Here is an 11,674-nt window from a genome sequence, read left to right as displayed (position 1 = left end):
TTTTTCCTGCTGGGCTTTATCAATGCCCGGGCCATTGTCAGATACTGATATCAGTAATTTATCGTTGATTCTGCGTACATCTATCGAAATCTGGCAGCCATGTCCGGCTATATCGACGGCGTTAATAACTAAATTTGACATCGCATTGGCTAACGCATTGACGTTGCCAAGTAAGGAATGAGATTCATCATTACAGTGAATTGAAAAATCCACATTTTGATTGACTATGGTGGCCTCAATCATAGGCTCAAATTCATTTAGGAGATCTTCAACGGTAAACTGACCAACCACCTTGTTATCGCCACCTTTGGCAAACAACAGCATGTCGTTAACCTGCTTTTCAAGGTCGTGCAGTCTGTCCACCAGCTTTCGCTGAAAGTGCTGGCGAGAATCTGGAGATAAAGAGGGAACGGCAAGGTTTTCTGCGTATAGAAGCGCACTTGATAGCGGCGTTCTCACCTGATGTGCCAGTGACGCCACCATTTTGCCCAATGATGAAAGGCGCTGGAGATCACTGACCCGGGACTGCAATAGGCGAGTCTCGGTCATATCAGTAATCACAATTAACTGTCCAAGTTCAGACGCTGAAATGGCTAGCTTTACTTTTCGACCATCACGTAATGAGACTTCGTGACCATCATCCTCTCGGGGGGCAAAAGCACGCTGAATAATATCCAGCCAACGCTCTTTTTCTAGTGGCTCCCCAAGTAAACGAACCGCTTCGGGATTGGCTTCAGCAACACAGCCTTGGGAGTCTAATAAGATAACTCCAGCAGGCATAACATCCAGCACTTGCTTATATCTCTGGCGTTGTTGTTCTAATGATCCCAACGGCGAATCAATGGCATCCATCTGTTTTTGCTAACCACGTTTAAATTTTGACATACCCCCATAAAGCACGGAATGTGCCAAAATTTTATCTCATATTTTTCAGTTAATTAGGAAAAGTGCCAATAAAAAAGCGAAGTCATTTTTTTGACCTCGCCTTCTATTCTTGGGGTTTAGATGTTAACTAAACAATATCATCTTTATTCAGACCGTACTTGCGCATCTTCTCAACCAGAGTCGTACGACGCATCCCGAGCATATCTGCTGCCCGAGCTACAACGCCCAGTTGAGCTTCAAGCGCCTGCCTAATCATGTCAATTTCCAGATCTGCAAGCATCTCCTTGAGGTTCACCCCTTCCGGAGGCAACTCATTAAGTGCAGAAACCGCGTCATCTATCGGATCTTCCTCATAGAACATCGCATTGAGGGCGTCCCTTTCCTGTTCTTCTTCCGTTTCCAGATATCCGGTTTCCGGCGTGAAATGAGGAATGTCCGTGTAACGGTAATTTGACGGCAAACGATTGACGTCAACCATCTGACCCGGATAAAGGATAACCAAGCGCTCGATCAGATTAGCCAGCTCACGGATGTTGCCGGGCCAGGAATGCTCCATCAAAGACGAGACCGAACGGGGAGTCAAATGAACCTGAGATCCCCCTTCCGCTTCCATTCTTGCCAGAAGTTCCTGAACCAATAAAGGGATGTCTTCAATACGCTCGCGCAGGGCGGGCATTTCGATGGGGAAGACATTAAGCCGATAGAACAGATCCTCGCGGAAGCCACCATCTTGGATCATGGTCGGTAAATGGCGGTGTGTTGCTGCAACAACCCTGACGTTAACTTTTATTGTTTTGTTGCCGCCAACCCTTTCGAAACATCGTTCCTGCAATACACGTAACAGCTTCACTTGCATTGGTTGCGGCATATCACCGATTTCGTCAAGAAAGAGGGTTCCTCCTTCCGCCAGTTCAAATCGGCCTTTCCTCGCGGAAATCGCGCCAGTGAATGCACCTTTTTCGTGACCGAAAAGCTCACTCTCAAGCAAATCCGGCGGAATTGCACCGCAATTAACAGGCACAAACGGGCCTTTTCCTCGGCTTGAGTGAAAATGAATATTTCTCGCAGCCACCTCTTTACCCGTTCCCGACTCACCAAGAATCAATACGTTGGCATCGGTCGGAGCAACCTGCTCAATTAAGTGACGCACCTCAGTGATAGTGTCACTGCGGCCAACCATACTTCTGAACAAGGTATTCTTCTGCTGAAGCTGAGGGATCTTAATAGCGGTCTTGCCAGAGAATTCCTGACAATGCCTCAACGCGTCAGATAACTGAGGATAATTCAAAGGCAAAGCCAGCTCGCCAACAAAGTTTGGCAATCCAGATACTTCACTGGCATGGGCACTTACGGCAATAACAGGGATATGGTTATTAATAGACAGGAAATGGGTTATCTGAGCAAGAGTCTCCGGGGAATGAACATGGCCGAGGAAGAAAGTACCCTCAGCTTGCTTCCACACGGACACGTCAAACTCAGTCGATGAACACGAGACAAACTGTTCACCTATGAATTCAAAAATGACGCCGAGATCATGACGGAACCTATCATCATCATCTACGACCAGGACCTTCGCTAAACATTGCATGAGTGAGTAGTATCTACCTCAAATTCCATTGATTTCTTACGCAACTGATGCCAATTAGCGTTGCACACCGCGATATTGTAGTTATTGTGCATCATAAGGCAACCGGAGACCCATAAAACCTGTGACTCCAGTGCCAATCAATAGGAATATGTTAAATATGCGACTTAGGCCCCTACAACGTTTGCGTTGTGATATTCAGCCGGAATTTGATCCCATGCTGACTTAATTTCCATGAGAATTTCGACAACGTCATCGATTGGCTGCTCGAGATTATCCCGATTGGCGACAGAAATCTGACGAATGACAAAGTCGTACAATGCATCAAGGTTCTCGGCGATCTCACCGCCCTCGTCCATTGATAAGCATGAACGCAAGCTAATCACTATATCCAGCGCCTTGCCCAGACGTTCACCCTTGATAGCGACGTTTCCAGCTTGCATGGCCGCTTTACCTTGCACAAGACGTTCAATAGCACCTGCCATCAACATCTGCACAACTTTGTGAGGAGATGCCTCACTGAGTTGACTGTCTATAGAGACTTTTTTGTAGGCCTTAAGGGAGCCTCTCATAATATTCCTCACCGGCTTATACGTTGGTAAATCTGCACCGACTTTCGCCCTTTTTTCATATTGAAAAGCTGTTGCGAAGCGATTTTATGGTGCTCTTGCATCTTGTCGAAAATCGCCTCACTCCTTGATATCGCCTCTTGCCAAATATCTTCATCAGGAAGTGCTTGTTGCTCGCGAATTTCGTCAATACATTGTTTTCTTTCATTCAATAAACATGCCAGTCTATCAACGTTCACCTCTTTCTCGGCTAGCAGCGTCAATAACTGGTCATCAATATCGCTAAGTTGATTGATCAGAGACATTTACTGATTTCCCATGGCAGGCATCATGCTCATCATGGCGGACATTTGATATTGCATCTGTCCCATGGCGCTCTCCATGGCAGAAAATTGACGACGAGTACGCTCTTCGAGCGCTTGCATCCTCATATCGAGCGCAGCCTGATCGTCTTGGATACGATCTTTCTGGTCATTAAGGCTGTTTTCCCGGTTTTTAATAGAGCCCGTATAGCTGGTGAATCGATCAATGGTTTTTTCGAGTGCTTTAGCAAAGCCATTATTGCCATCAAAAAATTCACCCAGTTTGCTGAAATTCTGATCAAGGTGCTTGTCCATGATGTCTCCATCAATTTCCAAGCGACCTTCACGGGTCGTCGTCACACCGAATTCACTCAACGTTTTCATTGACTCAGGTGCCCCCTCTATCGGCGAGGAGAAAACGGTTCTCAATTGTCCTGTCATTGAGCGGATAAGACTATCACCCACCAGTGCGCCGCCAGTTTGAGATTCCGGATCATATTTGGCGACTGACTGAGTAATTTGGAAAAAGGCATTATAGGAGTCTACAAACTCCTCCATCACTTTCTTGACGGCCGCCTTATCTTCGCTGACGGAGATGTTTACTGGAGAACCCGCGCTCAGTTCTTTTGCCTCGATTTTCACACCGGGGATCGCATCACTAAAAGTGTTGTTAGAACTGGTGATTGTTGCCAGGCCATCAACAACAATACGCGCGTCTTTGGCTTGTTGTACCTCGTTGAGGTTGGACACAGAGCCGGGGACATATGCGAGATTATTCAACTCACCCGACACACTGGAGTCGACCGAGAGAGAGATAGTATTGCTGGCTCCCGTTTTTTCGGAGCCGAGGATCAGACGCTCACCATCATCATCTTTAATGACAGCAGCGGCAATACCAGGGTTGGATTCGTGCTTGTTAATGAGGTTTGCGATATCAGACAATGAGTTCTCAGTGTCGCCAATCGTTATAGATAATGACTCACTGCCAAGTTGCAGCGTCATACTACCAGCACCAAAATCCATGCCTTCAGTGAAAGCAGAAGATACCAGTTTCTGCGATTGAGCGAGTTGCTGTACATCGACAGAATAGGAACCCGTCATGGCATCAGGCTCTGCAGAAACAGAAACAGCCTCCGAGTCATCGGAGGCTGAGGATCTGGCTGCGAACGTATGGTCATCACGAAACTTAGACATTACGTCTTTCATTTTATCCAGTGCATCTTTGAGTCGACCATAAGCACTGATATCTGTCTCGATATCATTCAGTTGCTTGGTAATACGACCCTGCTTGGGGGCACGTTCAGCTTCAACCAGTTGGGTGACAAGATTGTTAATATCTAACCCGCTGACTAAACCCGATGCACTTAAACCCATAGTTGCCTCTACTAAACTTTTTCCTGAACCAACCCTCTCGCATGAAGTGAGAGTTGCTGAGCAAGTTCCAGCATTTCTTTTTCTGGGATCTGACGTATCACATCACCGGTACTCATTTCGTACACTGTGACGATACTACGGCCAGACTCTTCATCCAGTCGAAATGACAGGCCCTTGTTAAAGGTAGAGACAAACTCATCCAAACGGCCTACCAGCATTTCAAGCTGCTCTTTTTGCAGCTTTTGCGCCTTGCCCAACTGCTCTGTCACTTGCTTGCTGCCAGTGTCTTTTTCGTCAGTAAGGCGCTGTCCCTGCTGGGTTGCGATCTTAGGTTGCTCACCATCCACATTTTTACCTGCAACATTTGTGCCTGATTGTGGATTCACTTGAGCCGCAGATGACAGTGAAACGGATGAATTGTCCATTGCTGTACACCTCTTATGCTATTGACGGTGAATGCCCATCATTCACCGCCGATGGCTTTCTACCTAATTTTAACCTAAAAGACTCAACGCTGCTGACGGCGCTTGTTTCGCCTGTGCCAGAATCGACGTACCAGACTGTTGCAGAATCTGCGACTTAGTGAACTGAGTCGTTTCTTTCGCAAAGTCAACGTCTTTGATTCGGCTATTCGACGCACTGACATTCTCATTAACACTGGTCAAGTTCGAGATAGTGTGCGTCAGACGGTTTTGCTTCGCACCGAGCTCTGAACGGTGAGAGTCAACATACTTCAGGGCATTATCAATAAGACCTACGGCAGTCTGAGCACCACCAACAGTACTTACATCAACATCCTGAATGCTCTCTGCGGTACCTGCACCATTAGTCATGTTCAGAGAGGTCGATAGACCACCAGAGAACGTGATTGTTGAACCTGATGCGGCGACAATCTCAAGCTTGCCATCTTCATTTACTGATGCTGAGACAGACTTATCAGACTGACCATTGATGTAGGTCGCCACTTCTTCAATATCGTCACCCGCTTTCGCGTTGATAGTGATGCTGTTAGAACCATCGATAACAAGCTTCATGGTTGATGCAGCACCTACAGTCCAGCCAGCAGACTTACCGTTACCGGCAGTGTGAACCTGACCACCCATCTCAGCTTCATCAGCTCGGACGTTTTTAAATTCCATCATTACGGCTTCACCAGCATCCGCACCTACTTGGAACGAACGGGTACCGAATGTGCCGTTCAGCAGCTTAGAGCCACCAAAAGATGTCGTCTCTGCGATACGGTTAAGTTCATCCTGAAGAGCAACAACCTCTTCCTGAATGGACTCACGCTCTTGCGAGCCGTTCACGCCGTTTGAAGACTGCAGAGACAGGTCACGCATACGTTGCAGGATGCTGGTGGTTTCTTCCATTGCACCTTCTGCTGTCTGCGCCATAGAAATACCATCGTTAGCATTTCGAACGGCGACATCAAGACCGCGGCTCTGGGCAGTTAGTCGGTTAGAAATTTGCAAACCCGCAGCATCATCCTTCGCGCTGTTAATGCGCAAGCCCGATGAGAGTCGCTCCATAGAATCATTCAACGAGTTGGTTGAATTGTTCAAAAAACGCTGAGCGGTCATTGCAGACACATTCGTGTTTACAGTAATAGCCATAACTATTCTCCATTCATTCTTTCTCTGATTTCCGCCCAGCTAATCCAGGGAAAACCAGTTCATTACTTCTCACCCTGTTTAACGGCAAGGTGAAGAAAACCTTTATATTTTTTTTTGCCTATTTAAAAACACAATCAAAAGTGGGGGGTTACTCTCATTCACAACGGCAATACTCAGCCGTTGTGGCAATACAGATCACACTTATCGCAGCAAGGACAATAAATTAATCGGTAATGACTTCGCCTGAACAAGCACAGAGGTGCCTACCTGTTCAAGTATCTGCGCCTTAGTAAAGTTGACACTTTCCCGGGCAAAGTCGGTATCTATGATCCGACTGTACGACGCAGACAGGTTTTCCTGCGTTGTCGACAGATTATTGATGATGTGGCCGAGTCGATTCTGAAATGCACCTGACTTCGCCCTCTCACTATCTATGTGCTCAAGTGCGGCATCAATAATGCCGACACCGAGTTGCGCGCCGCCAATCGTACTGATATCCAGATCGTTAAGTATTTTGCTTTCAGAAATGACCCCGCCCCCCGGCATTGGGCCGTTAAGTGATAAATCATCCTCCAACCCACCGCTCACAGTGAATGTGGCCATGTCTGCATCAGGCATAAATAGCCGGAGCTTGCCGTCCTCATCAACGGACGCACTCAGATTGCCATCGGCATAGCCGTTTATCAGGGTGGCTACTTCCTCAATATCATCACCGACATTTGCATTTATGGTCATATCGACTGTTTTTCCGGATCTGGAAACGAAGTCGATTAGCAACGTTGTGTTGCCCGCCGATACCGTCCAGCCAGCACTTTTCGCACTGCTACCAGTGACCAAGCGTCCACCCAATTCACTATTGTCAGTTCGCAAACTGTCCAACGACATCACTACAGCCTCTCCTGCTTCTGCGCCAAATTGGATCGCAGCAGAGCCGAACGTGCCGTTGAGTAACTTCTTACCTGCAAAACTGGTTGTTTCCGCGATACGGTTTATTTCGTCCTTCAATGCAGATATCTCTTCCTGCATCGATTCGCGTTCTTTAGCGCTATTGGAGCCATTAGAAGATTGCAGTGCCAAGTCACGCATGCGGAACAACATATTGGTTGCCTCTTGCATGGCCCCCTCAGCTACTTGCGACATCGACATACCGTCATTGGCATTTCTCATCCCGACATCCATACCTCTAATATGGCTGTTGAGACGGTTGGCAATTTGCAGACCTGCCGCGTCGTCTTTAGCACTGTTAATGCGTTGACCAGAGGCCAAACGCTCCATGGCAGTATTTAACATCCCGTTTGTCCTGTGCAGAAATCGGTATGCCCGCATGGATGACATGTTGGTCAAAATACTGAATGACATATTGCCTCCAGACAAATTGCAATAACGTGAGCATTTCTCTCGCGCTGCTATTGGTTATTTTGTCGGCAAAATATTGATTTTCTTTAGTAAGGCATCTTGTCAATAACGTTTTAAAAAGATATTCGAAAGAAAAGAAACGTTGTTTTATTCTCTCTAGGCCAGAGAAAACGAGGGGAGCAGAAAAATAAATTTATTTGAAATTTAGCCATAAAAAAAGCGGCAATTCTATGCCGCTTTTTTCGATTAGCCTCACATTAATTACCCAGTAAGCTAAGCGCGGCCTGTGGCAGTTGTTTTGCCTGAGCAAGAATTGATGTGCTGGCCTGCTGCATTATCTGGCCCTTCGTGAGCTGGGTTGTTTCCTTTGCAAAGTCCACATCCCGTATTCGACTATTGGAGGCCGAAACATTCTCTTGAATACTGGAGAGATTGTTGATGGTATGACTCAGTCGGTTCTGTTTGGCACCAAGATCGGCGCGCTGTCGATCAATATAGTCAAGTGCGGAGTCAATGATACTGACACCCATCTGCGCGCCGCCTGACGTACTGACATCGATACTCTGGGTAGTGACTGCAGTTCCGCCTGTGGTTCCATCGATGCCAAGAGCAGATGACAGCCCACCGCTGAATGTCACATTGCCGTTGACATAAGGGTCGCGGAAGAATATCTGTAACGATCCGCCCTCAGTGACCGAGGCACTGAACTTGCTTTCTGATTTACCATTAATGTAGGTAGCAAGCTCTTCAATATCGTCCCCCACCTTGGCATCAAAGGACACAGATGTCGTCGTGCCACTATCAGATGTAAAGACTATTTTCATATCTTTTGTCGCATTAGAGACATTCCAGCCAGCAGTTTTTGCTTCACTGCCACTGAACTTGACCCCGCCCATCCTGCTATCATCAGCTCGAATGCTGGTCATGGTAATGGTCATCGCCTCACCAGCATCAGCGCCTATCTGAAACGATGATGGACTAAAGGTACCGTTTAGTAGCTTACGGCCACCAAATGCTGTCGTTTCAGCGATACGATTCAACTCATCTTGGAGGGCTGTAATTTCCTCCTGAATTGCTGAACGCTCTAAACCACTGTTGGTGCCATTAGCAGACTGAAGCGAGAGGTCACGCATACGTTGAAGGATCAACGTTGACTCTTGCATGGCTCCCTCGGCGGTCTGCGCAATGGAAATTCCGTCGTTGGCATTTCGTACCGCAACATCAAGACCGCGGATCTGGGTCGTGAGTCGATTTGAAATCTGCAGTCCTGCTGCGTCGTCTTTGGCGCTGTTAATACGGCTACCAGAAGATAAGCGTTCCATCGACGTCCCAAGTGCGTTAGTCGACTGGTTTAGGTAACGCTGCGCAGTCATTGCAGACACGTTGGTGTTTACTGTTACACCCATTTTGCTCTCCTTTGACTTTCGCTTAACTCTGCGAAACAGCTCGCCCGCAACACAACAATTTAACGACCACGCGGGACTAGCTTTTCAGCTTTACATTTGTTCACTTGCCAAGAAATACTTGGACTTGCTCATTTTTTATTCAATTAGCGTGCCAACAAATTAAAGTTAGTTAACTCAACAACTTAGGAGATTTATTTTTTTAAGCGGCAATATTTTTTTTGATGTTTTCCGCAAAAGCGGCAAAAAGTTGTCCCTTAAATAACAGCAACGAAATTCATATTTTACAAGTCGATAAAACAATTACCTTTCAATGAAAGTGTGATAGATAGCAAAATATATTGCCCAGAGACGGCAGAAATCGTAGGTTCAGGCACGGTATTTGCTCAATTTCTCCTAGCCTGACAATCAGGTGTTAAAACTGTGCTAAACATTTTTGGGTGATCGCAATGAATGAGACCTCTTTGACAACTACCATGACCTTTGAACAAGCTTTTCAGCATGGTGTGTCTTTGTACCAACAGCAAAAGAAAACGCAGGCACGTGAGGTCTTTGAACAAATTCTCCAGCATGCACCAAAAAACATTGCCGTTTTACAAATACTTTGCGTGCTGGATATTGAAGATAATGAATTCGACACCGCAATGGGCCGACTGGATACTGCCCTTAACGTTGAGCCAGATAATCTTTCGGTATGGTTTGACAAGGCAAACTTACTTTGCCAGCTCGGTCATAATAATGAAGCGTTGTCGATCGTTAATGCGTTACTTGAGCAAGTACCCGACAGTCAAGATTTGCTGCGACTGAAACAACAGCTCGCCCAAGCTATGGGCCACAGAGCTGAAACCCAAAAAACCGTCAGAGAGTTACGCAACAAGGAAACAGAAAAGCGGCAAAACATCGCCACTGAAATCGAAAAAACCCTTTCTGTTGCCAAACAAATTGAAGCCCAAGGTAACTTTCAACAGGCTGCCGATTTGTATTCAGCGGTAATATCCATTGATGATCGCCATCTTGATGCTTACAAGGCATTAGCCCAACTTCAGATAGAATTGAGTCAGCCAGAATCTGCCCGGCAAACCACATTGCGTGCTCTTGACTTTGCAGATAATGATATCCGTTTACTTACGCTCTTAGCGAAAGCTGAAATTTTAATGGGGCAACACCAATCAGGGCGGAAAAATTGCCGTAAGATCTTAAAGATAAAGTCCGACGAACTGACCGCCCAACGCCTGCTGATCAACAGCTACGAACATCAGCAAAACTGGATTGAGGTAAATCGGCTTGCTTCTGAACTCAGTCGTTCCCATCCTGAAGATCGACTATTTTTGTCTCAAGCTGCTTTTTCCGGTTTTCATCTACTCAGAGCAAGACATAATTTCACTGCAGACAATATCCATGTTTGCAAAAATAATCTCGAACGAGCAATTTCATGGGCTGACACACAAAACCAGAAAGACAGATTAATTCCTTTTCTGGCAGAAACCGAATGGTATGCCGGAAACCCGAAAAAATCCTTGGCACTGTTAGACGAATACCTTGCTCGTAGACCCGATAATCTTGACGCCGCCTTTAACGCTTGTTTCGTACACCGGACTCTGGGGGATTGGAAAAACTATTATGCAGCATTTGAAAAAGGGATTGATTGTGGCAGCCGTCTGAGTTTTCAGGGCGAACTGGCTCGCTGGGATTTGTCGCGTCCAAAAAATGACAAGGTATTAGTAATACCTGAACAGGGGATTGGTGATGAAATAGAATTTTTTCACAATCTCGCAATGCTGGCAGAGAACTGTGCAAAGGCTTATGTCGTCTGTGAGCCGAGATTGGAGGCCGTTTTAAAGCTTGCCTATCCGCAGGTAACCGCAGTACCGGTAAAACGTGTCGAACATCAGGCGATAGATATCCCAAAAGATGTCATTGATGATATTGATAGCTGGATCGCTGGCGGTAGCCTTGGTGCTATCGCCTATTCAGCATACGGTAAACACCACTTTCTCGATAGTTACCTGTCACCACCCGATGTGCAGGTTGAATTGTGGAAGGAAAAACTCGAGACGCTGAAAGCCGAATCAGGAAAACAACATGTGGTGGGAATCTGCTGGCGAAGTGGTCTGGCAGGGGCAAGCAGGAACGTCCATTTCTTATCCGTTGAAGATGTCGCTCAGTTAGTTAGACAATGCCCCGACACCCTTTTTGTGAATCTGCAATATGACGATTGCAGCAAAGAAATCAAAAAAGTAAAAAAACTGTGTGGTGTAGAGATAGTCCAATTGGAAGGCGTCGATCTTCGCGATGACTTTATTGGCACGGCTGCGGTGATACAAGCTTGTGATTTGATAGTTAGTGCTGGTACGGCAATTTTTCGTCTGGCCTGTGCAATCGGCAAAGAATGCCACCTGTTTTATGCATGGGATAAAGATTCAGATCCCTCTCAGCCTGTTGATCTCATTTGGGGGCATGGCTTTTCTTATTACTATCCGCCATTGACAGACAATAAGTATCCGGTGGTTGACAGTATTGCTAAACATATCAAGCGACGTTTGAACTAAGCAGAGTCAAACTTCTAAAGGCCATAAAAAAACCCGCT

Annotated in this window: 10 protein-coding genes; 1 reads left to right on the top strand and 9 read right to left on the bottom strand. The window is 46.4% G+C overall.

Features of this window, described 5'->3' with window-relative positions; translation table 11 throughout:
• From A8L45_RS22690 to A8L45_RS22650, 9 genes are all read right to left on the bottom strand, one after another.
• Window positions 1-852 (bottom strand): sensor histidine kinase (locus A8L45_RS22690; RefSeq protein WP_068905626.1); only part of this gene is annotated, 852 nt, incomplete at its 3' end.
• 160 nt (window positions 853-1,012) lie between these two features.
• Window positions 1,013-2,473 carry a sigma-54 dependent transcriptional regulator gene (locus A8L45_RS22685; RefSeq protein ID WP_068905625.1) on the bottom strand — a complete coding sequence of 487 codons (1,461 nt, stop codon included), beginning with the start codon at window positions 2,471-2,473 and terminating at the stop codon, window positions 1,013-1,015.
• A gap of 164 nt (window positions 2,474-2,637) precedes the next feature.
• On the bottom strand, window positions 2,638-3,042 hold the full coding sequence (gene fliS / locus A8L45_RS22680; RefSeq protein WP_068905624.1) for a flagellar export chaperone FliS: 405 nt from the start codon (window positions 3,040-3,042) through the stop codon (window positions 2,638-2,640).
• A gap of 8 nt (window positions 3,043-3,050) precedes the next feature.
• Window positions 3,051-3,344 carry a flagellar protein FliT gene (gene fliT, locus A8L45_RS22675; RefSeq protein ID WP_068905623.1) on the bottom strand — a complete coding sequence of 98 codons (294 nt, stop codon included), beginning with the start codon at window positions 3,342-3,344 and terminating at the stop codon, window positions 3,051-3,053.
• A complete protein-coding gene (gene fliD, locus A8L45_RS22670) occupies window positions 3,345-4,715 on the bottom strand; it encodes a flagellar filament capping protein FliD (RefSeq protein WP_068905622.1) in 1,371 nt (456 codons plus the stop codon).
• Between the two features lie 11 nt (window positions 4,716-4,726).
• Window positions 4,727-5,140 carry a flagellar protein FlaG gene (locus tag A8L45_RS22665; protein WP_068905621.1) on the bottom strand — a complete coding sequence of 138 codons (414 nt, stop codon included), beginning with the start codon at window positions 5,138-5,140 and terminating at the stop codon, window positions 4,727-4,729.
• Window positions 5,141-5,209: 69 nt separating this feature from the next.
• Window positions 5,210-6,328, bottom strand: a complete 1,119-nt coding sequence (locus A8L45_RS22660) for a flagellin (RefSeq protein ID WP_068905620.1) — start codon at window positions 6,326-6,328, stop codon at window positions 5,210-5,212.
• A gap of 201 nt (window positions 6,329-6,529) precedes the next feature.
• Window positions 6,530-7,687, bottom strand: a complete 1,158-nt coding sequence (locus A8L45_RS22655; protein WP_068905619.1) for a flagellin — start codon at window positions 7,685-7,687, stop codon at window positions 6,530-6,532.
• 254 nt (window positions 7,688-7,941) lie between these two features.
• Window positions 7,942-9,090 carry a flagellin gene (locus A8L45_RS22650; RefSeq protein ID WP_068905618.1) on the bottom strand — a complete coding sequence of 383 codons (1,149 nt, stop codon included), beginning with the start codon at window positions 9,088-9,090 and terminating at the stop codon, window positions 7,942-7,944.
• A gap of 446 nt (window positions 9,091-9,536) precedes the next feature.
• Between A8L45_RS22650 and A8L45_RS22645 the strand changes: the two genes are divergently transcribed.
• A complete protein-coding gene (locus A8L45_RS22645) occupies window positions 9,537-11,636 on the top strand; it encodes a tetratricopeptide repeat protein (protein ID WP_068905617.1) in 2,100 nt (699 codons plus the stop codon).
• The last annotated feature ends 38 nt before the right edge of the window (window positions 11,637-11,674 follow it).

Origin of the sequence: Veronia pacifica, assembly GCF_001707825.1 — a bacterium.
Lineage (GTDB): Bacteria > Pseudomonadota > Gammaproteobacteria > Enterobacterales > Vibrionaceae > Veronia > Veronia pacifica.
This window is presented reverse-complemented; position numbering and strand designations above follow the sequence as displayed.

Coding starts and splice junctions, on each gene's coding strand:
- A8L45_RS22685 (WP_068905625.1), bottom strand. CDS start 2,473: ATGCAATGTTTAGCGAAGGTCCTGGTCGTAGATGATGATGATAGGTTC.
- fliS (WP_068905624.1), bottom strand. CDS start 3,042: ATGAGAGGCTCCCTTAAGGCCTACAAAAAAGTCTCTATAGACAGTCAA.
- fliT (WP_068905623.1), bottom strand. CDS start 3,344: ATGTCTCTGATCAATCAACTTAGCGATATTGATGACCAGTTATTGACG.
- fliD (WP_068905622.1), bottom strand. CDS start 4,715: ATGGGTTTAAGTGCATCGGGTTTAGTCAGCGGGTTAGATATTAACAAT.
- A8L45_RS22665 (WP_068905621.1), bottom strand. CDS start 5,140: ATGGACAATTCATCCGTTTCACTGTCATCTGCGGCTCAAGTGAATCCA.
- A8L45_RS22660 (WP_068905620.1), bottom strand. CDS start 6,328: ATGGCTATTACTGTAAACACGAATGTGTCTGCAATGACCGCTCAGCGT.
- A8L45_RS22655 (WP_068905619.1), bottom strand. CDS start 7,687: ATGTCATTCAGTATTTTGACCAACATGTCATCCATGCGGGCATACCGA.
- A8L45_RS22650 (WP_068905618.1), bottom strand. CDS start 9,090: ATGGGTGTAACAGTAAACACCAACGTGTCTGCAATGACTGCGCAGCGT.
- A8L45_RS22645 (WP_068905617.1), top strand. CDS start 9,537: ATGAATGAGACCTCTTTGACAACTACCATGACCTTTGAACAAGCTTTT.